The 24,221-nt window shown below is 43.6% G+C and carries 22 protein-coding genes; 16 read left to right on the top strand and 6 right to left on the bottom strand.

What is annotated here, in order from left to right:
* The first annotated feature begins 25 nt into the window (after positions 1-25).
* The 3 genes from DKT75_RS21075 to DKT75_RS21065 all read left to right on the top strand — a co-directional run bounded on the left by DKT75_RS21075 (position 26) and on the right by DKT75_RS21065 (position 2,275).
* On the top strand, positions 26-1,183 hold the full coding sequence (locus DKT75_RS21075) for a mechanosensitive ion channel (RefSeq protein ID WP_109826792.1): 1,158 nt from the start codon (positions 26-28) through the stop codon (positions 1,181-1,183).
* 149 nt (positions 1,184-1,332) lie between these two features.
* On the top strand, positions 1,333-1,974 hold the full coding sequence (locus DKT75_RS21070; RefSeq protein WP_109826790.1) for an SGNH/GDSL hydrolase family protein: 642 nt from the start codon (positions 1,333-1,335) through the stop codon (positions 1,972-1,974).
* A gap of 67 nt (positions 1,975-2,041) precedes the next feature.
* Complete coding sequence (locus DKT75_RS21065) at positions 2,042-2,275, top strand: TIGR02647 family protein (RefSeq protein WP_109826788.1); 234 nt, start codon at positions 2,042-2,044, stop codon at positions 2,273-2,275.
* A gap of 73 nt (positions 2,276-2,348) precedes the next feature.
* Here DKT75_RS21065 and codA read toward each other — a convergent pair whose 3' ends face one another.
* Entirely contained in the window at positions 2,349-3,599 is a 1,251-nt protein-coding gene (gene codA / locus DKT75_RS21060) for a cytosine deaminase (protein WP_109826786.1), read from the bottom strand.
* A 346-nt stretch (positions 3,600-3,945) separates the two neighbouring features.
* Here codA and bufA1 point away from each other — a divergent pair, with 346 nt between their 5' ends.
* From bufA1 to DKT75_RS20990, 13 genes are all read left to right on the top strand, one after another.
* Complete coding sequence (bufA1, locus tag DKT75_RS22140; RefSeq protein ID WP_211665527.1) at positions 3,946-4,551, top strand: BufA1 family periplasmic bufferin-type metallophore; 606 nt, start codon at positions 3,946-3,948, stop codon at positions 4,549-4,551.
* Between the two features lie 101 nt (positions 4,552-4,652).
* Complete coding sequence (locus DKT75_RS21045; protein WP_109826783.1) at positions 4,653-5,015, top strand: BufA1 family periplasmic bufferin-type metallophore; 363 nt, start codon at positions 4,653-4,655, stop codon at positions 5,013-5,015.
* A gap of 3 nt (positions 5,016-5,018) precedes the next feature.
* Positions 5,019-5,945 (top strand): MbnB/TglH/ChrH family RiPP precursor modification enzyme, encoded by a 927-nt coding sequence (locus DKT75_RS21040; protein ID WP_170310693.1) that lies wholly within the window; start codon positions 5,019-5,021, stop codon positions 5,943-5,945.
* Positions 5,935-6,741, top strand: coding sequence for an HvfC/BufC N-terminal domain-containing protein (locus tag DKT75_RS21035; protein WP_109826779.1), 807 nt, complete (start codon positions 5,935-5,937; stop codon positions 6,739-6,741). Before DKT75_RS21040 ends, DKT75_RS21035 begins: the two co-directional genes overlap by 11 nt.
* 29 nt (positions 6,742-6,770) lie before the next feature.
* Positions 6,771-7,304, top strand: a complete 534-nt coding sequence (locus DKT75_RS21030) for a DoxX family protein (protein ID WP_109826777.1) — start codon at positions 6,771-6,773, stop codon at positions 7,302-7,304.
* 177 nt (positions 7,305-7,481) lie between these two features.
* Positions 7,482-7,982 carry a CreA family protein gene (locus DKT75_RS21025; RefSeq protein WP_109826775.1) on the top strand — a complete coding sequence of 167 codons (501 nt, stop codon included), beginning with the start codon at positions 7,482-7,484 and terminating at the stop codon, positions 7,980-7,982.
* 295 nt (positions 7,983-8,277) lie between these two features.
* Positions 8,278-9,264, top strand: coding sequence for a calcium/sodium antiporter (locus DKT75_RS21020; protein WP_109826773.1), 987 nt, complete (start codon positions 8,278-8,280; stop codon positions 9,262-9,264).
* Positions 9,261-10,436: a Na+/H+ antiporter NhaA gene (gene nhaA, locus DKT75_RS21015; RefSeq protein WP_211665526.1), complete on the top strand. Its 1,176-nt coding sequence runs from the start codon at positions 9,261-9,263 to the stop codon at positions 10,434-10,436. Before DKT75_RS21020 ends, nhaA begins: the two co-directional genes overlap by 4 nt.
* Before the next feature lie 49 nt (positions 10,437-10,485).
* Positions 10,486-11,388: a transcriptional activator NhaR gene (gene nhaR / locus DKT75_RS21010; protein WP_109826771.1), complete on the top strand. Its 903-nt coding sequence runs from the start codon at positions 10,486-10,488 to the stop codon at positions 11,386-11,388.
* Positions 11,389-11,539: 151 nt separating this feature from the next.
* The gene (locus DKT75_RS21005) at positions 11,540-12,031 is read left to right on the top strand and encodes a DUF302 domain-containing protein (RefSeq protein WP_109826769.1); all 492 of its coding nucleotides are present in this window, start codon (positions 11,540-11,542) and stop codon (positions 12,029-12,031) included.
* 131 nt (positions 12,032-12,162) lie between these two features.
* Positions 12,163-13,131, top strand: a complete 969-nt coding sequence (locus DKT75_RS21000; protein ID WP_109826767.1) for an aldo/keto reductase — start codon at positions 12,163-12,165, stop codon at positions 13,129-13,131.
* 2 nt (positions 13,132-13,133) lie between these two features.
* A complete protein-coding gene (locus tag DKT75_RS20995) occupies positions 13,134-13,790 on the top strand; it encodes a DUF6064 family protein (RefSeq protein ID WP_109826765.1) in 657 nt (218 codons plus the stop codon).
* Between the two features lie 188 nt (positions 13,791-13,978).
* Positions 13,979-14,488 carry a hypothetical protein gene (locus tag DKT75_RS20990; protein WP_109826763.1) on the top strand — a complete coding sequence of 170 codons (510 nt, stop codon included), beginning with the start codon at positions 13,979-13,981 and terminating at the stop codon, positions 14,486-14,488.
* 44 nt (positions 14,489-14,532) lie between these two features.
* Here the strand turns inward: DKT75_RS20990 and DKT75_RS20985 are convergent, their stop codons facing one another.
* The 5 genes from DKT75_RS20985 to DKT75_RS20960 all read right to left on the bottom strand — a co-directional run bounded on the left by DKT75_RS20985 (position 14,533) and on the right by DKT75_RS20960 (position 24,061).
* Positions 14,533-15,588 carry a Fic family protein gene (locus DKT75_RS20985; RefSeq protein ID WP_109826761.1) on the bottom strand — a complete coding sequence of 352 codons (1,056 nt, stop codon included), beginning with the start codon at positions 15,586-15,588 and terminating at the stop codon, positions 14,533-14,535.
* Positions 15,589-15,732: 144 nt separating this feature from the next.
* Positions 15,733-16,119 (bottom strand): hypothetical protein, encoded by a 387-nt coding sequence (locus tag DKT75_RS20980; protein ID WP_146201418.1) that lies wholly within the window; start codon positions 16,117-16,119, stop codon positions 15,733-15,735.
* On the bottom strand, positions 16,068-16,430 hold the full coding sequence (locus DKT75_RS20975) for a hypothetical protein (RefSeq protein ID WP_146201417.1): 363 nt from the start codon (positions 16,428-16,430) through the stop codon (positions 16,068-16,070). The genes DKT75_RS20980 and DKT75_RS20975 overlap by 52 nt, the downstream gene beginning before the upstream one ends.
* A complete protein-coding gene (locus tag DKT75_RS20970; protein WP_109826755.1) occupies positions 16,417-22,374 on the bottom strand; it encodes an ATP-binding protein in 5,958 nt (1,985 codons plus the stop codon). The genes DKT75_RS20975 and DKT75_RS20970 overlap by 14 nt, the downstream gene beginning before the upstream one ends.
* Positions 22,375-22,819: 445 nt before the next feature.
* The gene (locus tag DKT75_RS20960; RefSeq protein ID WP_109826906.1) at positions 22,820-24,061 is read right to left on the bottom strand and encodes an ATP-binding protein; all 1,242 of its coding nucleotides are present in this window, start codon (positions 24,059-24,061) and stop codon (positions 22,820-22,822) included.
* Positions 24,062-24,221 lie beyond the last annotated feature (160 nt).

Here is a 24,221-nt window from a genome sequence, read left to right as displayed (position 1 = left end):
TATTAAATCCGGAGAATGACATAAAATGGATAATTTTTTATCACCTATTACCAACGCATTGGGCCCAGCTGTAAGTGGTGGCTTAGGCAAGGCATTAATTGGGCTGCTTATTTTAGTGGTTGGTCTTTTAATCGTGAAACTGTTGGCAGGCTTGTTTAAGCGCTTGCTGGGCAAGGTAGACTTTCTTGGGCGTCATAACCTAGCGAACCCTATTGCCTCACTTATCAAAGCAATCATGACGATATTTGTACTGATTGCAGTACTTCAGCACTTTGGTTTGACGGGCGTACTTGAGCCATTAAAAGACATGGTTGCTAAGTTCCTTGGTGTTATCCCTAACATTATCGGTGCAGGTGTCATCGCTTATGCGGGTTGGATCATTGCTAAGATTGTTGCTGAATTTGTGGGTATCGGCTTGCAGAGTGTTGAGCAGAGACTCGTAGAAAAGACAGGGTCATCTGACGTTCAAATCGCTAAAGTTGGTAGCACGTTTATTTTTGCGGCAATCCTATTGCCAATCCTTGTTGCTGCGTTGGGTGTATTGAATATTCCTGCCATTTCAGGGCCTGCTTCTGAGATGATTAACAAGTTAATGGCTTCTATCCCGAACATTATCGGTGCAGGTATTATCTTGGCAGTTGCTTACTTTGTGACGAAGTTTGTTGTGCAAATGCTGAGCGATATTTTGGATAGCATGGGCGTTGATGCACTACCTGAGAAGCTGGGTGTTCAAGGCTTGTTTACACCAACATTTACACCGACTCGTTTAGTCGGCGGCGCGATCATGTTCTTCTCTATGTTGACTGCGACGACTGCTGCAATAAACACATTGGGTATCGATGTTATCTCTGAAATCTTCGCGAAAGTGCTTGAGTTTGGTGGTGGTATCTTGATCGGTAGCGTTATCTTGCTTGTTGGCTTTACGCTTAGCAACATCGCTTATAACAAGCTTTCTGAGTCATCGAGTGCGGGTCTAGCAGGTATTGCACGCTTCGCTATTCTTGGCTTGGTATTGGCAATGGGTCTTAAGGCGATGGGTCTTGCGGACAATATTGTTAACATGGCCTTTGGTTTCACTATCGGTGCGGTTGCTATTGCTGCTGCGATTGCCTTCGGTTTAGGTGGTCAGGACGCTGCGAAATATATCGCAAACAAGTGGGCTAAAAAGTTATTTAAAGACTAATCGTTAACGCGGTTTAGCTAAAGGCTCGAGTGTTTACGCACTCGGGCCTTTTTTGATTTTGCAGGGGCTTATTTTATGAATTCTGAGTTATAGTAGTTATCTAAGTGCTACGCTTTTGAAATAATTCATAACAATTTAACAGGTGAAATATGTATCGTGTAATGTGTTTTGGTGATTCAAATACTTGGGGCTACGCGCCTGAAAATGGTGAGCGCTTTGACCGTCATACTCGCTGGACAGGTGTGATGCATGATTATTTAGGCGAAGATTTTGAGTTAGTTGAAGAAGGAATGAATGGCCGCACCACCGTCTGGGATGACCCTGTAGATGGTTTAATGAGTGGTTTAAACTACTTAGCGCCTTGCCTGAAGTCACAAAAGCCACTTGACCTTGTATTACTTATGTTGGGCACAAACGACTTAAAAGATCGCTACTGTGTGACGGCTCCGGAAATCGCCAAGTCTGTTGCACGGTTGGTTAAAGTTATTCAACAAAGTGACTGTGGTCCACAGGGCGCTGCTCCTAACGTTGTTTTGATGGCACCACCACCAACGATATTGGGCTTAGATGGCGTCGGTATTCGGGTCAATGGTTCTGCTAAATCACAAGGCTTTGCAGACCATTATGCTGAAGTCGCTAAAGAACTTAACTGTAAGTTTTTTGATGTTGGAAGTTGGATTGAATCAAGTCATGTTGATGGTGTTCATTTCAGTGCTGAGTCGCATCAAGTCTTAGGTCAAGCGATGGCTGAAGTGGTGGCGCGTTTGGCAAAAGAGAAAAAAACTAGCTGAAGCAATGGTTTATCTCAGCTATAGTAAACTTCACCTCCGTAAATTCTAAAACAATAGGAAAGCCTCTATGTGTTCAAATGAAAAGTTGGAAGAAATAAAATTGCTGAATGAGTTTAATCTTGAATCAACAGCAAGCGGAATAAAGGTACATAGCACCGAAGCCACAGAGACAGCCGTTGCAGCCGCAGCGCGCTTATTCGACAAGGGTTTTACTGATCATGTTGATGGTGGTTACTTAACCGAGCGTGGTATTGAAGCTGCAAATCATGCGCAGAAGCTGATGCGTTTGTTGGCAAACTAACAATCAGAATATATTAGCCAGTATCAGTCGTACATGAGAGGCTTCCTTCCATGCACGACTACACTATTGGGACTTAATCAGTAAGGCAAACCGACTGCGTCAGTAAGCTCGGTTTGCGGCAAGTTAGTACCTTTGCCTCTCTCACTGACCATAAAACGTCACCCTGACGACGAATAACATCGACATCATCAAAGCCTTCAAGAATGATGAAATTCGCAGGCTTACCCACATCAATACCGTAACGGTCAGCGATGTTTAACGTCTTAGCACCATTATCTGTGATCAAGTCTAAACCGGTCGACATATCGTCATAGCCCATCATGTGGCAAGAGTGTAAGCCTGAGTCCAGTACGCGTAGCAGCTTGCCGTTACCCAGCGTATACCAAGGATCTTGGATTGAGTCTTCGGCAAAGCAGATATTCATTCCAGCATCACGAATTTCTTTCACTCGTGTGATACCCCGTATTTTAGGGTATGAATCAAAGCGGCCTTGTAGATGGAGGCTTTCTGTTGGGCAAGACACAAAGTTGATTTTTGACATCTTTAATAATCGGAATAGCTTGCTGCAATACGCATTATTATAAGAGTGCATGGCTGTAGTATGGCTGGCCGTCACTTTTGAGCCCATGCCCGTTTCTAGTGCAGCGGTTGCCAACACTTCAAGGAATCGTGATGCACCATCATCGATCTCGTCACAATGTACATCAACCAGCTTATCGTGCTTTTGGGCTAGGTCTACCACCCAGCGCATCGACTCAACACCATATTCACGCGTGAACTCAAAGTGTGGGATACCCCCAATAACGTCAGCACCATGCTCTATGGCGCTCTCCATCAACTGCTTGCCATTTGGGAATGACAAGATACCTTCCTGAGGGAATGCGACAATCTGGAGGTCTAGATAGGGTTCAAGTTTAGGTCTTAGCGCGTTAATGGCTTTGAGTGCAACTAGGTTTGGGTCAGTCACATCCACATGCGTACGAATGTGTTGTACGCCGTTTGCTAAGAGTAACTCGACTGTCTTTAATACACGCTGTTGCACATCGTCATGGGTCAGCATTGGTTTGCGCTCAGACCAGCAATCGATACCTTCAAACAATGTGCCACTCATATTCCAGCGAGGTTGGCCTGCGGTGAGCACGGCATCAAGATGGATGTGTGGCTCAACAAATGGCGCGCACAATAGGTTACCGCTTGCATCTATGTCTGCGTCTTGCGCACTGACTGTTTCGCTCTGTTCTGTGATGGCGGCAAAGGTTCCGTCTTCACAAGTAACTGTGTAGAGCGCTGCTTGCCCACGTAAACGCGCATTAACTACTTTCATAAATCCGTCCTTAATTCAGTTTGTGTGTTTCGCGGTATCACATGATGTTAGCAAACAGCTTATAGATAAACATAATTACATCAATAGACTTGGACTTGATTATTAGGTTGATTTTCAAACAATCTGGATTTGCAAGCGCTGTAATTTTAACCAAAAAAGATAAGGTAATAGATAAATGTAAATAAGTTTTCTTTAATCTAAGTCCTTAAAATAAAAGTGATTTATTCTCTATCCTTTGTGTGGTTATTTTAATAAATACAAATAGTTTTAATCTAAAATCAATAGTACTGCGTATAAGAGGGGAACTTAATAATTATATTACATAAACAGTAAAGGATTGATAACCATGAAAAAATCTACTAACAACGCATTAATCGCAGGTGCAGCACTTGCTCTTTTAACTTCTGTAGCAGCAGCTAAGCCAAATGACCAGCTTCGTATCTCTGATGACGCGAGTGCCGCTCAAAAGAAGAGCTTTTACACATGGGTTGCTGGTGGCGCGATTTCAGGTCGTAAAGATAAGTGCTTCGGCATCGCTCTAGCAGTTGAGAACGATTGTGCAGCAGGTCCTGGTACAAGTTGCCAGGGTACTTCAACATCGGACTTCCAAGGTAACGCATGGACATATGCACCTAAAGGCACTTGTGAGCACATCATTACTCCAGCTGGCCCAGCATCAAAAACAGCGTTGAAGCGTAACATCAGCGGCGGTAGCAACCCTTGTTCAGCTAACCCATGTGCAGCTAATCCTTGCGCGGCTAACCCATGTGCAGCAAAGAATCCTTGCGCGGCTAACCCATGTGCAGCAAAGAATCCTTGCGCAGCTAAAAACCCATGTGCGGCAAAGAATCCTTGTGCAGCTAACCCATGTGCGGCTAAAAATCCTTGCGCAGCTAAAAACCCATGTGCAGCAAAGAATCCTTGTGCAGCTAACCCATGTGCAGCTAAGTAATTAACAAATAATGTGCGGTGTCGATTTTTGAAATCTGGCACTGCGTATTCCTTGTGAAATCCACCCCTAGTAGTGTGGCAACAAAATTAGAGAGTCATCTTATGAAAAAGTCTACAAATTCAGCACTTATCGCTGGTGCAGCATTGGCCGTTTTAACATCAGTCGCGGCGGCTAAGCCAAACGACCAGTTACGTATTTCTGCAGATGCTTCTGCAAGTGTAAAGCAAAGCTTTAACGCTTGGGTTCAGGGCGCAGCAATTTCAGGTCGTAAAGACAAGTGTTTCGGTATCGCGCTTACCGCTGAAAATGATTGTGCAGCAGGCCCAGGTACAAGTTGTCAGGGTACTTCAACAATTGACTTCCAAGGTAATGCATGGACATATGCACCTAAAGGTACTTGTGAGCATATCCTTACACCAGAAGGTTCTGCATCTAAAACTGCTCTAGAACGCAACATGAAGTAAATAATGAATAGTCACTTGGTCCAATTTGATTCGAAACAGTCAACACTGTCAGGCGCTGGGATTAATTTAAAACCCCAGCATTATGATGATGCACTCTCATTCGCTGACCCTAGTGTTCAGCAAGAATCCTTCCCAGATCTATGGTTTGAGGTGCATACAGAAAACTATTTCGTTCAAGGTGGGCCAAGATTGCGCTATCTGCAAGCAATTGCAGAACATTTCCCATTGAGTTTTCATGGGGTCGCAGGCTCTCTCGGTTCTTTTACCGAGAAGCCCGCTGCTATTACCAGTCGCCATTTGGCGCAAGTTAGCGCGTTAGTTAAACGCTTTAATCCAGTGATGGTGTCAGAACATGCGACTTGGTCAACCAGTCAGCATGCCTATTTCTCTGACCTATTACCACTACCTAGAACGCAGCAAGCACTCAACTGCTTGTGCGATGGTATTGACCGTTACCAAGAGGCCATTGGCCGCCCAATACTGATTGAGAATCCAACGAACTATTTAGACTTTATTTCAGAAATGGATGAAGCTGACTTTTTAATGGAAGCTGCCAATCGAACTGGCGCAGGGCTATTGGTCGACGTCAATAATTTATACCTAAGTTATCGCAATACTGACTTAGATCCTGGGCAATACCTGTCAGCGTTAGACCCGTCGAAAGTGGGCGAGATCCACATCGCTGGTTTTGACCCTGACCCAAACTTTCCAGATAAGCTATTGATTGATAGTCATGCATCACCCGTTGATGAAGCTGTCTGGAAGTTGTTAGAAACCGCAATGCAAGTACTTGGGCCAAAGCCTGTGCTGCTAGAGCGTGATGACAATGTGCCAGAGTTTAGCGAGTTGATGGAGGAACGTAACCGCGCTTCTTCTTTACTAGAAGCAATTACAAAAGCACCTCTGGAGAACGTGAATCATGGCAGATAACCGCTATTCTCACGATGACTATATCGGTGCTTTTGAGCGCTTTATGCAGACAGGGGAGCGTGACAAGCTTAATGCTTATCTTGGCGGTGACCGACCCGCATCGTTTCTTAGTGTGTACCGAAATGGCTTTATTCGAGCCAGTGCCTCTGCACTTGAAAGTAACTTTCCTACCTTAGTAAAACTATGGGGCGAGGATTATTTCGCGCAACTGGCAGGGAGCTATGTCAATGAAGCGCCACCAGCATCAGCGACACTCATTGGTTATGGCTTTGCGGATGACCCAGATACAAGTAATACAAGTTTTGTAGAATTTCTACACGTTAAGGTTGCAGAACTGATTGTCAGCTATCCTTACGTACCTGATCTTTGTCGTTTGGACCAAGCATGGATGCAAGCGCTCAATGCAAATGGTGATGACTTTTTAACGCTAGAAGTTGTGCAGGGCATAATTTCACGGGGTGAAGACTTGTCGGAGTTACCAATGGCGTTGGTTGACTCTACTCAGATAGTGAATCTTGAGTTCGACATATTTGAACTGTGGAGCCAGCTACGTTTTGGCCAGATGGAAGAAGACCAAAAGATTGAGTTAAGCGCTCATAAAAACGCCGTCATTTTTTGGCAAAGTAATTTACAAGTTCAAGCAAAGCCACTGTCAGACGTTGAGTCTGCGTTTATGTCTAGCTTGAAACAAACCGCAAGTTTTGACTCAGCAACTGAAGCAGCGACGTCTTTGGATGAAGACTTCGATGTATCGACGTTGTTTGCTGAGTTATTGAACGCACATCTTCTTAAATAAAATACGATATATATACGAGTGAATACACTATGGGTGCAATAAAATCTTTCTACATAACTATATTTGAGTGGCTGAACATCGTCTTCAAACCATTAGCATTGCTGGGTCTTCGCTGGCAGATCTTTAGCGTGTTCTTTTACTCAGGACTGGCTAAATGGAATGGTTGGTTCAAGCCTGATCCGGGTGTATATGACCTGTTTATGTATGAGTTCTTTTGTCCAGAAGAAGTGCGTGAAGGCGCATTGCTACTGTGTGATCCTAAAACATTAGAGTATGTTGAAGGGTCTCCAACGGTTGCTTACATTAAGTTCTTTGCTGTGACAGCGGGTGTCGCTGAGATTGCATTGCCGTTATTGCTTATCTTCGGTTTGTTCACTCGATTTGCAGCGTTAGGTATTTTGGTAATGACGGTGTTTATCCAGCTAGCTGTCTTCCCAACATGGTCTCACTGGGTTAACCCAGCGATGTGGTGGGCTGGTGTTGCAGCTGCACTTGTTATTATCGGCCCTGGTAAGTTGTCTTTGGACCACTTGTTTGGTTTCGAGAGAAAAGATTCACGATAATGTCGAGCTAAAATTTCAGCTTAACTAAAGCACTCGTTGGGGACACTCAACGGGTGCTTTTTTGGTTCTGGATTACCGATATTTCAAAGATAAGGTACTGCTATTTGTGGTTTTCTGAGGAAGGTCTATTATTAGTAATAGGCGAACCACCTTAAACCAAACATGGAGTTACCGTTTATGAATAAGTTATCTACCGCTTTAGGTTCTACTGTTGCTATCGCTAGTTTCTCGCTTATGGCGCTGTCATTTTCAGTACAAGCCAAGGAAGTTGGCGATGTAAATGTCGATTGGTTAGGTAGTGACATCAAGATTGAAGCGATTGAAGATCCAAAGGTTAAAGGCGTGACGTGTCATTTTTCATACTTTGACCGTGGCGTTATAGAGCGCTTGCGTAATGGTGAAGTGTTTAGTGACCCGTCTAACTCTGCCATCTCTTGTAAGCAGACAGGGCCGCTAGTGATTGGTGATATTGAAAAGGATGAGGGCGGTGAAAGTGTATTCTCAAAGCGTACCTCGTTGGTATGGAAGTCACTGAAAGTCACACGCGTTTATGATGAGGAGAATAAAACCCTTATCTACCTTTCTCATGCGACGGAAGTACAAAACGGCTCCGCAAAAATGGATCTTTCTACCATTCCTCTATATGGCCAAAAAGTGACTTGGACGGAAGAAGAGTAATCTGTTTTTAGGTGAATTAGCCGGTATTAGAGAAACTGACGCTAGGTTTTAAATGGCCTGCTATGAAGATTATGAGATTCGTCCACTTAATACAGGTCTTCCTAGATAAATCCCACCTGCAGGAAATCCACTTTTACTGCATCCAAAACCAAGAAAGCCAACTATCTAAGCAGTGGCTTTTATTTTTTATTAAGGTTTTATCTGATAAAAACTAAATATTATACGAATTTTAATTAATCAGAAATTTCCTTACTATAGGCAAATATTATGAAAATTATGACTCGGAGTTAGTAAAATGGAAACCTTAGCACTTTACAGTGTTGCAGTAGTTATCGGCCTAGTGCTACTGGCTTGGAGCTCCGATCGATTCGTCGACGGCGCATCAGGTATTGCAAAAAGCCTCGGTATCTCACCGCTTATTATTGGACTGACGATTGTTGCGTTTAGTACGTCAGCGCCAGAAATGCTGGTGTCTGGATTGGCCGCTTTTCAAGGCAACAACGGCCTTGCTATCGGTAATGTGGTGGGGTCTAATATTGCAAATATGACCTTAGTGTTAGGCGTGACCGTACTTCTCGCGCCTTTATTAGTTGGGCCACAAACGCTAAATAAAGACACGCCATTACTAATAATAGGGATGTTGTTTGCGCTCGGTATTTTGCTTTGGGACGACGTGCTATCTCGCCTAGATGGGATCTTGCTAATGGCAGCGATGATCTTTGTCATCTGGTTGACCATTGTTAGCGCTCGTAAAGAGTCAGCGGCTAAAACCAACGCGAGTAATGAAACAACGACCAAAACAGAGAAGGTCTCCAAGCAAATCATTTGGATGCTAGTGTCTGGCGTCATCATCTTACTGATCAGCGCAAAATTATTAGTTTGGGGCGCAGTCGGTGTCGCACAAATATTTGGTGTCAGTGATCTTGTTATCGGCCTAACTATCGTTGCGATAGGTACTAGCCTACCAGAGCTAGCAGCTTCTGTTTCAGCGGTCAAAAAAGGCGAGCACGACATGGCCGTCGGTAATGTGATCGGTTCTAGTTTATTCAATATTTTAGCGGTGCTGGGTATCGCTGGAATTGTTGGCCCCAACACCTTTAGCAACGAAGTCATTGTCCGAGACTATCCAATTATGCTTGGCTTGGTTGTGCTGTTTTATCTAGTCACGCGATTCGTCCCCAAAGGTGAGTCGTTCGTTATTCATCGCTGGGTGGGTGCAGTGTTACTGATTTCTTTCTTTGTTTATCAAGGCTTTATCTTATTCGGAGGTTCGCCATCATGATGACTACCATTGAGTCTTTTTTAAAACGTGAGTCGTCAGCGGGAATATTACTTATTTTCGTCACGATCTTTGCCTTAATCCTACAAAATAGCGCGCTCTCAAGTGTGTACAGTGCGTTCTTACATACGCCCGTAGAAGTACGTTTTGGCGAGCTACAAATTGCCAAGCCGTTACTACTGTGGGTTAACGACGGTTTGATGGCGATATTCTTCTTCCTCATCGGGCTTGAAGTGAAGCGTGAAGTGTTAGAAGGGCACCTTTCTTCACTGAGCCAAGTAGCACTTCCAGGCGCAGCGGCAGTGGGTGGAATGTTAGTTCCCGCACTGGTATTCATCGCGTTTAACCAAGGCGACGTGTTTGCTATGAAAGGTTGGGCAATACCGACAGCGACAGATATCGCGTTTGCCTTAGGTATTTTGTCACTGCTTGGAAAACGTGTGCCGCTATCTCTGAAGGTCTTCCTGTTGGCATTGGCGATCATCGATGACCTTGGCGCGATTGTTATCATTGCTTTGTTCTATACGGCTGAGCTGTCGACCGCATCAATTACAGTAGCGTCTATATCGTTATTCAGTTTAATCATTATGAATAGAATGGGTGTGACCAACAGAGCAGCCTACATCGTGTTGGGTATCGTGTTGTGGATCAGCGTACTAAAGTCAGGTGTTCACGCAACATTAGCCGGTGTCGCGCTTGCCTTTACCATCCCACTAACGTGTAAGAAAAAGGATGGCACTGAGTTCTCCATGAGTAAGGAAATGGAGTACGGATTACACTATTGGGTCGCGTTCCTGATCTTGCCGATGTTTGCTTTTGTAAATGCAGGTGTGGATTTGCGAGGCATTTCGCTAGACCAAATGTTTACACCAGTACCATTGGGAATCATTGCTGGTTTATTTATAGGTAAGCAGCTAGGTGTGTTTGGCTTTAGCTGGTTGGCTATTAAAATGGGTATCGCGAAGTTGCCAGAGGGTAGTGATTGGCGTCAGCTTTACGGTGTATCAATCCTTACCGGTGTTGGTTTTACCATGAGTTTATTTATCGACACGCTCGCGTACAACGACACGCAGATTTACCACTACGCAGACAAACTAGCGATTTTAATAGGATCGTTCTTGTCGGGTATTTTTGGTTATTACGTATTGCGAACAGCAAAGCCAACGGTTAAATGATCGGTAAATTAATGATGCGTTTAATAAACATTAGCGCCTGAGGTACGACATGAAGCAATTAAATTTCCATCACCTTCAGTACTTTCACGCTGTCGCTAAAGAGGGCAGCGTGACGCGTGCCGCAGAGCTAATGAACGTCACGCCTCAAACGGTGAGTGGTCAAATCTCAACGTTTGAGGAGTACATTGGAGCGCCACTGTTTAAGCGTGAAGGCAAGCGGCTAGAGCTAAATAGTTTGGGGCAGGTCACATTAGGCTATTCCGAAGATATTTTTAATTTAGGCCAAGAGCTGTCTCGCACACTAGCGACACAAGACGTTGGAAAGATGGCTAATTTCAATGTCGGTGTCGTTGATGCGATTCCTAAAGTGATGGTCTTTGATATGCTGGACTGTTGTTTTGATTTAGATAAGCAGTTTGTATTGGAGTGTCATGAAGGTGACTTACCGAGCCTTTTGGCAGACTTATCGATCAATAAGCTTGATTTGATACTTTCAGACCATCCACTGCCTGTAGGTGTCAGCGTGCGTGCGGTAAACCATTACCTTGGTCAGTCTGGTGTGACGTTTTTCACGACTAAAGATCAGTGTGAGAAGTACCGGGATGACTTTCCAAACTCGTTGCATAACTCACCGTTTTTGATGCCGAGCCGCAACTCTGCTCAGTTTCAAAATCTGATCTCATGGTTTGTTCAGTCTAAAATCTCACCGACGATTGTTGCCGAGGTTGATGATAGTGCCTTGCTCAAGTTTTTTGGGCAGTCAGGGCGTGGCATATTTTGTGTGTCATCGTCAGTCGAGCAGGACGTATTGGCTCAGTTTGATGTGGCTGTGATCGGGCGGGTTGATTCGCTCTCTGACCGTTATTATGCGATTTTACCGGATAGAAAAATTAAGCACCCTGCGGTTGATTCAGTTCTGGCAGTTGCTGAGCGTTTGTTGTCGGATAAGTAATTTGAATGTACATTTAATAACCTTATCCTGTCGTCTTGATATTAGTGCCACTTGTCGAAAATCTGAAAATTTATCCTCGTAATAGCGATCCAAGGTGTCTTGTTAGCCGTAGTATCTAAGCTAAGATTTAATCTAACTAAAAGGATGTCTAATGAAAAAGAATTTATTATGTACGCTTCTACTCGCTGCAGTCCCTTTGACCGCAGCATTTGCTGGTACTTCTGACAAGGCTGAAAAGTCTGATAATGCTGAAAAGACAACGGTCGTGATTCCGAGTGTATTCTCAGTAAAAGATACAGCAGATAAACTAAGCGCGATTCTTAAGAGCAAAGGCTTAACTGAGTTTGCGAGAATCAATCACGCAGAGAATGCTGAAAAAGCAGGTATGAAGCTGAGACCGACAGAGCTGATGATCTTTGGAAATCCGAAAGTTGGAACACCGCTAATGCTGTGTGCTCAAACGGTAGCGATTGATCTTCCACAGAAAATGCTGATTTGGCAGGATGAGGCTGACAAAGTATGGCTTTCATACAACACACCTGACTACCTAAAAAAGCGTCACAGCATCGAAGGGTGTGACGAGGTATTAGGGAAAATTACGAATGTACTTGGTGCATTGAGTAAAGCGGCAACAAGTAAGTAAAAGCTCAGTATCGACTGAACAAAATTCTGTCGACGAATGTGTCGGCAGAATTCGTTTCTCTGTTGTGTGTAATGTTGGCTCGTTTAAATATGTGGCAATATGCATCATGAGCTAACGAAAGGAGTTAAGGTATGAAGTCAAATCCGTCGAGACTATCCGCAGTTAACAACGTTTCAGAACGCCGTCGATTTCTAAAATCCCTCGCGACGCCCGCTCTATTAGCACTACTTCCCAGCGGTGCTTTTGCCTCAGGCAATCAGGCGATTATTACCAAAGCTATTCCAGTCAGTGGCGAACAGATCCCCGTGATTGGTATGGGTACTTGGATTACGTTTAATGTCGGAAACGATATCGCCACACGAAATGGTCGAACTCAGGTATTGAAAACCTTCTTTGACCTTGGTGGTAAAATGGTGGACTCCTCACCTATGTATGGTTCTGCCGAGGAAGTCATGGGTTACGCGCTCAAGCAATTAGCTAAAACTCAAGGTGAGGCCGTCCGCAAGTCACTATTTGCTACAACCAAAGTCTGGACGCCTTTTGATGGTGAGGAGCAAATCAATGACTCCTACAGCCTCTGGGGTGTTGACCAGTTTGACCTATTCCAAATCCATAATCTTGTGAACTGGGAAGACCATTTACAACGATTACAGGCGCTAAAAAAGGCTGGGAAAATACGTTATGTCGGTATCACGACGTCGCACGGAAGACGACATGCTGACCTAGAACAGATTATGAAAACGCAAGCGCTCGACTTTATTCAACTTACTTACAATGTTGAAGATCGTGAAGTAGAAGCGCGTTTGTTACCGCTTGCTAAAGAAAAAGGCATTGCCGTGATAGTGAATCGACCGTTTCAAGGCGGGCGTTTATTTGACCGATATGGAAACAAGCCATTACCCAGCTGGGCAAGTGAGATCGGTTGTGATAACTGGGCGCAGTTTTTCCTCAAATTTGTTGTCTCTCATCCTGCGGTGACTTGTGCTATTCCAGCGACGTCGCAAGTCGCTCACATGCAAGAGAATATGGCGGCAGGGCGTGGCGAGTTAGTGACTCAAGCAACACGTGACCGAATGCTGGCTTATTTACAGAGTATTTGATCATGGACTTGCTGCAATTTTCGTTGTTGGATATGACGCCATACGATAAGCAGAGTTGGTTTAATTTGGTGGGTGGCTATAACCAGTCACTATGGCCGTTTAACTTGCTAGCGGTGCTGTTTACGTTATCAGTGCCATTGCTGATAGCACGTGGCTCAGCAAGGCTCGGTTTGTTGTTGCTAGGCGTGAGTTGGTTGTGGTGTGGCGGGGTATTTCATTGGCAGTATTTTTCTAATTTAAATTGGGCTGCACCTTGGTTTGGTTGGGTGTTTATCGTAGAAGGTACACTATTGATATTGGCCGCTTTATTTCTAAAGCAGGGTGCTTGGATATCTCTGTCTTCACCGTGCGCTTGGCTCGCTAGTTTTATGGTATTGCTAGCGCTAGTCGTTTATCCATTGAGTGGTTTGTTAGAAGAAAGAACGCTGACTCAGTTGGAATGGTTTCCCTTATTACCTGCGCCTGTGACGCTGGTAACGGTGGCATTGTTAGTGCTGCTGAATAGCCGCTGGCGACACCTGTTAGTGGTCATTCCATTACTTTGGGTCGTAGTTAGTGGTGCATTTGCTTCGACATTGGGGCTACTGGAGCTTTACTTCATGGTTGGCACTATATTGCTTTGGTTCCTGCATTTAATAAACCTAGTAGTCCACAGATAAAGTCTTCAGTAGTGGCGAGACCAATAAAAAGGATAAATATTAAGTAAATACGAACTTTATCTACTAATATTAATAAGTTATTACCATATATAGTTATAAGTTATTATCAGGTGGCTTGTAAATACAGGTATTAGCTATTAAGGCATACAAATTAGTCCTATTAAGTATGTTTTTAGAGGAGAGTCGTCATGAAAGTTAATACCCCCAGTATTTTTAATCTCATAGTGGTTGCTGCAACAATGGTAATTGCACCTAACTTTGCAAATGCAGCAATAACAACCCAGTTTTGTTTACTGAATTCGAACACTCAAGGAGGGACGGACAGCACCAGTATTTATGTCAACCTAACGGGTGTCAGTGGTTCGACAGGTCAGTTGAACTTAGATAACCCCGGAAATGACTTTATACCTAAGCAGTGGAGTTGTTATGAGTTTTCGCTCGCCGACCTTGCTGGTAATGCTGGTAATGCTGGTGAGGATATTGGTGCTCACCAACAAGTAGAGATAGCGTTTGTATCAACAGGTATGAACAATTTTTGCATTACAGAGATGTATTCGCGTCGCTTGGAGCATTGGGATGAAGAGAAAGAAATGGGGAGTGTGCTTAGTACAAGTCGCTTCGGCACTGGCAATGAAGAGATCTGCTATGGCAGTAGCGACATTGTAACAATCTCATTTAGCGACGTAGAATATTTGTAGCCGATATTGGCCGATTTTAGCCAATAAATAATTTATTGGCTAAGTCACTTGAGTGGCTCAGCTAATACATACCATGTACCGCGAGCTTTACCGTGACGTTGAATTAAGCCTTTATCCTGCAATTCTTTCAATCGAAGCTTCAATGTTGAACGAGGTGTCTGGGTTAGGTTTTCTGCCTCAGACGCTGTAATACGCTCGTTGTCACTGAGGTAGTTGAGTATCGCTACACTATCTTTCGGTAAAGCATCCCAGCCTTGGCTAGCCGTCAGCTTTGTTTCTAAGTGTGTCTTTTGTGAAACGAGAGAGCGCAAAAAGAAAGTAAGCCAAGGCTGCCAGTCTGGATCACTTTGGTCGAGTGTACTTTGGGTACGACGCAGAGCGAGGTAGTAACTGTCTTTGCTGCGCTCGATGACGCTTTCAAGAGAACTATATGGCACGTAATGGTAGCCAGCTCTGAGTAACAATAACGTTGCTATCACTCGTGAAACTCTACCGTTACCATCTTGAAACGGGTGTATCGCTAAGAAAACAACATTAAACACACCAATCACCAAAAGAGGGTGGATGCTTTTATCTTCAAGTGACTCCCGTGTCCAACGCACTAAAGCTTCCATCTCGCGTGGCGTGTCAAAAGGCGTTGCTGTTTTAATCACAATACCCAAGCTATTCCCGTCAGAATCAAAGGCTTCAACATGGTTGTTTAAGGTTTTGTATTGACCACGATGACGATTATCTTTCTCGGAGTAGCTAAGCAGAATGCTGTGAAGTTGCTTTAGATAATTTTCAGTCAGCGGAATCTCTAAATAATTGGAGAAGATAGTCTCCATCGCATCAGCATAGCCTGCCACTTCTTGTTCATCACGGGTATCTAGAGACTGTTGCTCTAGTCTACCAAGCAATTGTTCAACCTCAGCATCACTTAAGCGGGCGCCTTCAATACGGGTTGACGAACCAATACTTTCGATAGTCGCAACATGGCGAAGCGCACTTAGACGCTCAGGCGTTAGGCTATGACGCAGATCCCAGCTAGCACTGAATGCATCAATCTCAGAAATATTTTTGAGATGTTCTGGTGAAATGCTGAGCGAGTGAATTTTCATATTGGCTAATTGGATAAAGACTGATAGCCGATATTAGCCGATATTGGCCAATAATGAAAATATTGGCTAACAACAGTTATAGGGTAACTACTATAGAGTTTGGCCGCAGTAGTCGAGGATAGAAAAATGGTTGTATATTGGTAGCTACTCTTCAGGGCTTGTTTGTACTTGTAATTTTGCTAGCTTTTCATCAATTTCAGATACGAGGTGTTGGGACAAATCGACTAAACCTTGAAGCCTATCTTTCCTATTCGTCAGAAGGTCTATTTCTTGCTTGATATCTTCATCTTTAAGTTCCTCATCTGATGGGCTTGGCTCGTTGTGAAGCATTTGTATAATACGGGTTTGAGGAATATCTGCGTCAAGAGATTGGGCTAACTCTAACCACTCTTCATTTTTATTCCTAATATCCGCAGCCGCATTGTTGAGGCACATTCTAATCAATAGTCTCGCTGAATAGTCTATGCCTTGAGAAAGCTCTAACCAATGTTTTGACTTTTCATGGATACCTGACTTTTCGATACTTTCCATAGCTTCCGTACGGAAAAAGTATGAGTTTTTTCTGGGTCAAGAGCTCTTATTGTCGTAAATAGTGTCTCGGTATCTTCTAAAGGTCTGTGGCTTTTCTGAAAAACACCAATGTGCTGCCAAAGCGCAAGAATGGCTTCGTGGCAACGGTCTTCTATTTCCTGTTTTTTAGTCCCTTCTGAACTGTCAACTTCAGCCATCAGGTCAGAAATATGATGCGACATCCAGCGCCCGAGTGTATCAACCGACTGATCAAGGTCGAGTTCTTTTACCAGAAGTTCGCCAAGCCTTAGAGTTTCTTTAGATTGTTTCAATTTTGCCATCTGAGTTAAATATTACCAATAATGTATATGATGGAAGATAACTTGGACTGTCATCTTGTTTATACTGATAAGAATCCCTCTTAAATTCACGATCGATCTGAATTTCGACTATCAGCTCCATTTTGAGGCTCTTTAACCAAGTTTTTAATGCCACTCGGTCTGCTAATAAGCGCGATCCCGTCTCGGGAGTGTTGTGGTCATTTTGACCTGACTTCCGTCCCCAGACCAAAGACTTCAAAACCGGTTGATCACAAGATTCAGCTGAATTCCAGCTTCGTCGTTCGTAGTCGGAATTGAGATTAAATTTGTCTGTGAACCATTTCGCTGGTCTTAATGGGGGGTAACCTATGTCACCTGCCCAAGGGTCACGTCCATCAATTCCATGTTCCCTATGAGTATTCCATATCCAACCCTTCAGTTTATAGGCTTCACTATCGATCTCTAGTTCGTTACCACTACTTGGAATTGTATAATCATGTGAATTATTAGCGGTTTGCAAGGCTCTAAGTAAGAATGTGGCATTTTTGGAGCTGACTAATGCGCTAGAAATTCTTATACGTTCTTCCCTATATCCGTCTGCGAAGTTCCAATTACCCCAAACCACAAGATCGTTTTCATCAGAAGACAATGCATTCAAAAAATCATCTTTGTGAACAGACCATCTCCATTCATCATTTTCTTCAGTCGATTTCCAACTAGGCTCGTCATTTGGCTCTGGGTCACGTCGATCTGACAACCAAAAACCATCACTGCGAGTAAGTTGATGTTGATTAATCCATTCTTCAAGTTCGTCACCTTCATAATTATGTTGATAACGTGTAGCGGTATCAATTAATTCTCCAGCCACTGTCATCATTGCGTGATATGAATGATAAAATGACAAGTCTTCTGTTTGAGGATAGGAATAATGTGAGTGGTCAGTATCTTGATCTCTATATAGACCATGTTCCCGCCTTGGATCAGCGATCATGTGGGCTTGGTTAAATATACCCCAGTCGTCACGTAATAATTTGTAGGCTCTATTTTCAACTTCTTTTGCTCCAAAGCCAAATACTTCCCCAAGGCTTTCGAACCAGTAGAGAGAGAAGTCGAAGTCAAAGTAATATTTGTCCTTTCCTCGATTCTCATCGGTAGTTTGAACGGTAAGTTGTCTTTTGTGTGTTGCGGCTAATATAGTCTTTTGTTTCGAGACATTAATTGAAGTGAGTCGCTTAATCTCTGTGTCTAGGAGTTCAACAGCACTCGCCTCATGCAATCCAAGCAGTATTTTAGCACTAACACCTCGCAGCATAACGTGTCGCTCTTTTGTATGACAACTTGCTTCTAGGAAGGCCCTGAACTGTCCAACTGCTTTGGCGTGACCAAGTGCGAGTGCACGCTGTAGAGAAAATAATAACCAAAGCTTGGCTGTCATTTCATATAATGGCAGAGTCGGGTCATGAAATGGTGTGGCATCTTGGCCTTCTGCGAACGATGATAAATGAGCTAAGGGTGTATATTCATCAAACGCACAAAGCATACAAACCACATGGGCTGCCTGCCAACGCTCTGTTGTATCTGGTGATGCAAGAGCTACCCAAATGTACCCTGCATAGGATGCTGATACTTCTGACGGAGGATTATGAAGGTGTGGCTTCCATTTCCCGTCACCATCATCTTCGGTCATGTCACTTTCGAGTAATGTAAGGCCGAAGTCCAAGGCTGATGTCGCTTGCTCTTGGGTAAGTGAGGGTGCAATTAATCCAACTAGTGAAAATAGACGACTTGATCCCAGTATTATTGGGTTTTCTGCGCAGGCTTCTACAACCCAATGGAATATCTCAGACTCTGTGACGCCAGAACAACGCGAAATGACGTTATAAGGTAACGGTTGCCAATAGCGTGATTTCGTTATGTCATAAAAATGAGTCTTACAAACTTGCTCTGTTATATTGCGTAGGGAGGACTGAATATAGTTCCTATTGAGCCAGTTTTGTGGAACAGACTCATAGACTCCTCTTATTTCGTATAAGCCGAAATCCGAAACCGAGAATATTGCTTCAAGTGCTGCGCTTTCTTCGCCACTATCAACTCGTTTGAAAAAATCTTTAGCAAATGGCTCAACATGATATGGAGGCTCACCTTTCCACATTAGGCGGTGTGAGTTTTGAATAGATTCGGACGACTTTACATTCAAATTAGCAAAAATATTGTCCCAATCTTTTACTGGGTCAGGTTTAGGTTCGTAATTTTTGAGTGAACCGCTGTTACGATCCCGTCGACGTTTTTCCTTACTTTCGGATATTCGACTCCGGCATCTGAAGCCGGATGTATTCCAACCGTTTTTTGATGCGACTTTGATTACTCGGTTCCACGCTTCGGGAGTCTCGCCTCGGATTTGCATGTACTGAACCGCGCAATCAAACAGTTTCTTTTGTTTCGCCTTATCATCAATATCTTCAATCGCGTTTTCTAATAGTTCTGAAGTTTCCCAATTATATTGAAAACCGATCAAGGCTAGTGCGGCTGCTGAGGAAATTTCCCCTAAATTGTTCAACTGTTTTACGGTTCGTGGAACCTCTCTGTTCATCCAGCCAAAAGAACGATCTTTCCAACGGCTTGAAATTGCTAAAGATGAAGAGGGGCAAAGTTTCGCAATAGCTTCAATAGTGCCCTCCCAATCGAAATATTTATCACGGGCAACAAAGTCATAGACTACTTCTGTGGCTCTGGCGATACGATAGCTAATTTCTGGCTGAGGACTGTCTTTATGAGCCGCGATATTTGAAAGATCTAATAGGGAGGACCAGCGATCAAGGTTTTCCTCTCCAATATTTCCTGCAACTTCTACAGCTTTCTCGAGGTAATATTCTGCTTCACTTGTATTTATCGCATAAACTGCTCGAGATAAGAGTGTATAGGACTCGACTTTTTGTTCTGCATCCATTCGCTCCTGATCAATGATATCGAAGGCTTCTTTAGCAAAATCAAATGAATGATCAGTGTAACGCTCTGTTCTTGCGCAGAGGTGAGCCAAGTGCGTTAGTGCTGGAGTGAAAAGCCTTTGTTTTAAAGATAACTTCCATGTATTGAACCTATTAATTCGTTTCTCAGTAGGATCAACCAAAAGAAGTATCTCCACCCACAAGCGAGAGATTTCTTTCGTAACAAAGCGACTGCCAAGATAGCCATCATAATCACTACTTCTAAACTCTTTGAGGCAACTATCAATTGCTTGATCCAAGTCTTCGGCTTTGATTTTCTTGAAAAGTGCCCGCACCCACAGTTTGTGCCAAGGCAACACTGACCCAACTCCTTCTTTCAGTTCTCGTGTTTCTCTGCTCTGAGAGTAGTGTTCTCTATCTAACTGCTCTTGGATATCTGGCTTGGCAAAGTCCCTTAAGTTAATATCTTTTTTTCGTAATGCAGCTCTAAGACAACTGGCTCGGAGTATCGTAAACCGAGGCTCATCTGAGATGTTGCTGAAGTAGAATTTTTCCTGCGGTGGGATGTAGATATCGAGTATGTCAGCAATATCACTACACCTTCCAACTCTCTGTGCAATTGCTGCTTGGGCGACTGAGTTCACCACGGAAAGTAAGGACTCCTCATATGTCGGTCCAGTTTGCTGTTTAGTTATTTTCAGGTGATGCTTTTTCAAACCTTCAACGGCTATTGATACGAATTGTCGTTTAGGATACCGAAGAATGACACTTTGCTTGCTAATGACAGCCAACAATATGCACAAGTTCTTCTGAGCACTTTGGGTAATCTGATTGATTAAATCATATTCTTTGAGATCAATGAGCCTTTGTAATACGATTGAACTAACACGAAATGAAATAGACTTTGGCGTCCATCTCCCTAGTTCATGGACGAAAGATTCAGCACCAACAAGATATAATGTGCACATAGCCATTTCTGCAATATCAGCATCTTGTATCTCTTCATTCTTACGTTTTTCATCAGGTAGCTTGGACCAATTCTGTACCCACTTGTGAGCAAGGCGTAGATAACTGCGTGCTTCTGGCAAGGTTTTATTATTCCCAGATAATAAACATGCCTCATAGGCATGGTGACCTCCATGCCAACTGGTTGAAAATGATTTTTGAGCTATGACTTCTCTAATGCGATGTGCTGGAAGAAGGTGTGATATCAGGTCAGTGTTTTCTTGTATTAACGCTTCTTGACGGGCATTTCCTGCTGTTTCACCACCAGCCTTAAGGGCAAGTTTTACCGCGTCATCATGTCGTGTTCTTCGCAATGCGGCTTTGAGCGAAAATTGTAACCTCTGAAGAGAAGCATTCCGTTTGTCAACGGCATTGTCTCCATAGTGGTCAGTGTCACTTAGGGCTTGCTCGACAAGTTCGTCATAAAGGCCTGCTTCCAACATCAGCTGCGGTAATGCAGATGCCGCGTAGCTGTTTGTGGTAGCAAGCGGCTTAAGAGTCTCAACAAACTTGATGAGTTTAGTGCTGTGTGGTTTGTAAGTTTCTCTGAACCAAGTTTCTGAGGGTTCGTCGAAGAACTGGATCGCATCTCCGATTATGGACAATGGTCGTCCTAAATCACTGGCAAAACTCCGAATTGCGCTTGTTTCAAGTCCAGACACAAGTGACAGAGTGTCAACCGGCACAAACGGACGAAGCGATGCAAGTGCTTCACAAAGAGCCTTTATTTGTGAGGCTTCGGCTTGGGGTATGCTATCCAAATGTTTAGCGATAGCTTCTTCAAACAACCCGCGAATGGTATCTTCAACAGAGCTGGGCTCTGGTCCGAGAAGGGTAATTGTTTCTTGTAAATCTCTGTCTCTGCTCAATGCCGTAGCTTGCACGCGAGGATTTTGCGTGCTGAGTCTATGGAATTCTTGAACATCACGGTCACTTGCATTCGAAAATTGTGCGATTAGATGTGCACGAGTCTCGGCTTCAGAAAATGATTTTAGTGATAAATCCACATAGCCATGCGGAGGATTTATTTTACTAATTCTATGAGACCGACAGAGGAAAACTGACACGACACCTTTTGGCAATTTCTCCCTTATTAGGTCTTTAGCAAAACTGGCACGCTCTTGATATTCTTCTGCGGCCATTTCGGCGTTATCAGCAGCATCAACTAAAATAACCAGTTTCGCTTCTGGGTTATCAGCATGAAGTACATTAACGGCTTGTTCTAGTCGGAATAAAAAAGCCTTAAGATAGTCCGCAGGATTTGCTAACCTTGAGGGGATTAGGGGGTGACATAGTTCTAAAGACGCTAACTCATTTGCAATTTGGACTAAACCAACAGCATGTTCGTCCCGTCTTTGAGTTGCATTTCGGTAGCTCCCGTTTCCAAAACAATCATAGATAAGAGCTTGAGAGCCATGTGGTATCTTGTTTATTAAACGTTTTGCGAGGGCTGTTTTACCAACGCCACCCTCTGCATGAATAACAATTGGGTTACCATCGTTTTCCATTATGCTTTGAATGAAGTCACTTTCCTGTTCTCTGGCGAAATGGCTTTCTCCTGACTCTATGAGTGATGGGGCCGGATACAACTCATCGTGACTTGTATTTAGGTATCTCAGTACATCCTCACGAGTGATTTCTGGGTTTTCGGCGTACTCCGGAGAAATTTTTTCAACTACAAGACGCCACAATTGGTCTACGGCTTCGGAATCACTTCCTGGTATATATCCTCTTAGTTCTTCAATTAGAATGCTGCGCTGTTTCCAGTGAATATCATGCGAATCATCTATACGAAAATTTGAAAAGAACTCATAAGCAAGGTCGTCACTATTAGTTTTCAGGTACCCTTTGATTTGAGCCCATTGCTTATTGTCCTCTTTAATAAGGCTTCTGGAGTGAATTCTTGATACCAGATCAGATACGTCTTGGGCTGCTGGTCGATTGGTCGTATAAGTGAAAACAACTTCTTGCGATATGTTATTCGTAGCTTCTTTTTTCCAAATCACGAATCGCTTAAAAAAGCCTTCTAAAGTGTTTTTTAAGGCGCTAAGAGTCCAAGGTTTATCACTTTTATAGGAATGCTTCAGTTGGTGGTAGATGATTTTACGGGCAAGCTTGATTTCGTAACTACCAAAATACTCCGCAACATCGACAACTTCTTCACCAGTACCAGTATTTTCAGAAATCGCCTCACTGGGAGAAACTCCTTCTAAAGTGATACAACTTAAATCCGAGTTAGTATCAAGTAAACTAAGGCAGCGTCTAGCAGCCCATCTGTAGTGAAACTGATCGCCAGCTCTCGTATATCTAATAGTGTCTGATTTTTTACCATACTTATGATGATATACGATTTATTGATATGGTTTTGATGCACTTTGTTATAAAAAACATCGATAATATTAGCCTTATCATTTTTCACTCACTGCTCAAGTGTAGTGAGTTTAGGCACTCCTATGTGATATCTGCCCACCACATAGACAAAGGCACAGCAAACAACTTCTCTCCAAACGGAATAACCTCACGACCGCTATAAAGAACAATACCTCTCTGAAACACCTTAGGCTCAGTTTCCTGCAAATGACGCAGACCTTTGAAGTCTTTACCATCAATGCTACTACTAGCTTTGACTTCAATGCCTGTTAGCTGCCCCGCTCGATTCTCCAAAATAAAATCAACTTCGATATTATTTTGAGTGCGGTAGTGCCATAGGGTTAGGCTCTTTTCGGAAAAGGCTAAATGCTTCAACAGTTCAGCCAGTACAAACGTCTCAACCAATCCACCAGATAAGCCAACGCCCGGCGCCAAGCGATCTGCTGACCAGCCTGCTAAGTTAGCCATTAGCCCCGAGTCAGGTATAAATACCTTGGGTGCTTTAACCAATCGTTTGGTGGCGTTGCGCGACCAAGCTGGTAGCCGATAAACTAAAAACAGCGTTTCAAGCAAGGTGAAGTAACGTTTCAGTGTTGTCTGAGTTAAGTCGCTAGTGCGTGATAGTTCGGCATGGTTAAGCAGATTACCGCTGCGGTGTGCGATCAGACTTAATAAGTTAGGCAATTCTGTCAGTTGTTCTATGTGCGCTAACTCACGTACATCTCGATACAAAATAGCCTGCAAGTAGCTATCAAACCAACTTGTTCGGCGGCGAGGAGTGCTTCGTTCAACAGCTTCGGGATAGCCACCAGACATTAGTCTTTCTATAAGCTCTGCACGGTCACAAGGTAAGATGTTCAGAGCGTTCATTTCTCCATCAAATAACCAATCCGCTAAGTTAGTATCAGGTGTGTCATTTATCTCAGCACAAGATAAAGGCAGGAGTGATAAAACTTCCATGCGGCCTGCGAGCGACTCAGAGATATTGGGTAGCAACATCACATTAGCAGAGCCTGTTAACAGGAAGCGTCCGGCTTGTCGGTCTCTATCAACAGCCGCTTTAATTGCTAGAAACAAGTCTGGAGCGCGTTGTACTTCGTCCAATATAATTGGCCCAGTCAGTCCTGAGATAAAGCCGTCGGGGTCGCTGGTTGCGGCGGCCAAGGTCACTTGGTCATCGAGTGTTAAGTAGCGTCGTGGATCAGACTCGTTGAGGTTTTGAGCTAAGGTGCTTTTACCTGTTTGACGCGCGCCATTGAGTAACACGACAGGTGTGTCGCTAAGCGCTTCTTTGATGAGTGGTGTGATGTGTCGTGTATGCATAAAGCCATTGTAGATTATTAAATTCATCCACTCAAGAGTGTAAAATCGTCCACCAACTGGACGATTTTACACTTCATGTAGTCATTCCTAGATAATTTACACCTACAAAAAAGCCAACTACCGAAGCAGTTGGCTTGTCATTTCTAGCGGTTGAAGTAAC

Source organism: Leucothrix arctica (assembly GCF_003172895.1).
GTDB classification, from domain to species: Bacteria; Pseudomonadota; Gammaproteobacteria; order Thiotrichales; family Thiotrichaceae; genus Leucothrix; species Leucothrix arctica.
This window is presented reverse-complemented; position numbering and strand designations above follow the sequence as displayed.

Coding starts and splice junctions, on each gene's coding strand:
- DKT75_RS21065 (WP_109826788.1), top strand. CDS start 2,042: ATGTGTTCAAATGAAAAGTTGGAAGAAATAAAATTGCTGAATGAGTTT.
- codA (WP_109826786.1), bottom strand. CDS start 3,599: ATGAAAGTAGTTAATGCGCGTTTACGTGGGCAAGCAGCGCTCTACACA.
- DKT75_RS21040 (WP_170310693.1), top strand. CDS start 5,019: ATGAATAGTCACTTGGTCCAATTTGATTCGAAACAGTCAACACTGTCA.
- DKT75_RS21020 (WP_109826773.1), top strand. CDS start 8,278: ATGGAAACCTTAGCACTTTACAGTGTTGCAGTAGTTATCGGCCTAGTG.
- nhaR (WP_109826771.1), top strand. CDS start 10,486: ATGAAGCAATTAAATTTCCATCACCTTCAGTACTTTCACGCTGTCGCT.
- DKT75_RS20985 (WP_109826761.1), bottom strand. CDS start 15,588: ATGAAAATTCACTCGCTCAGCATTTCACCAGAACATCTCAAAAATATT.
- DKT75_RS20995 (WP_109826765.1), top strand. CDS start 13,134: ATGGACTTGCTGCAATTTTCGTTGTTGGATATGACGCCATACGATAAG.
- DKT75_RS21070 (WP_109826790.1), top strand. CDS start 1,333: ATGTATCGTGTAATGTGTTTTGGTGATTCAAATACTTGGGGCTACGCG.
- DKT75_RS21075 (WP_109826792.1), top strand. CDS start 26: ATGGATAATTTTTTATCACCTATTACCAACGCATTGGGCCCAGCTGTA.
- nhaA (WP_211665526.1), top strand. CDS start 9,261: ATGATGACTACCATTGAGTCTTTTTTAAAACGTGAGTCGTCAGCGGGA.
- DKT75_RS21005 (WP_109826769.1), top strand. CDS start 11,540: ATGAAAAAGAATTTATTATGTACGCTTCTACTCGCTGCAGTCCCTTTG.
- DKT75_RS21035 (WP_109826779.1), top strand. CDS start 5,935: ATGGCAGATAACCGCTATTCTCACGATGACTATATCGGTGCTTTTGAG.
- DKT75_RS20990 (WP_109826763.1), top strand. CDS start 13,979: ATGAAAGTTAATACCCCCAGTATTTTTAATCTCATAGTGGTTGCTGCA.
- DKT75_RS21045 (WP_109826783.1), top strand. CDS start 4,653: ATGAAAAAGTCTACAAATTCAGCACTTATCGCTGGTGCAGCATTGGCC.
- DKT75_RS20960 (WP_109826906.1), bottom strand. CDS start 24,061: ATGCATACACGACACATCACACCACTCATCAAAGAAGCGCTTAGCGAC.
- DKT75_RS21000 (WP_109826767.1), top strand. CDS start 12,163: ATGAAGTCAAATCCGTCGAGACTATCCGCAGTTAACAACGTTTCAGAA.
- bufA1 (WP_211665527.1), top strand. CDS start 3,946: ATGAAAAAATCTACTAACAACGCATTAATCGCAGGTGCAGCACTTGCT.
- DKT75_RS21030 (WP_109826777.1), top strand. CDS start 6,771: ATGGGTGCAATAAAATCTTTCTACATAACTATATTTGAGTGGCTGAAC.
- DKT75_RS21025 (WP_109826775.1), top strand. CDS start 7,482: ATGAATAAGTTATCTACCGCTTTAGGTTCTACTGTTGCTATCGCTAGT.
- DKT75_RS20980 (WP_146201418.1), bottom strand. CDS start 16,119: ATGGAAAGTATCGAAAAGTCAGGTATCCATGAAAAGTCAAAACATTGG.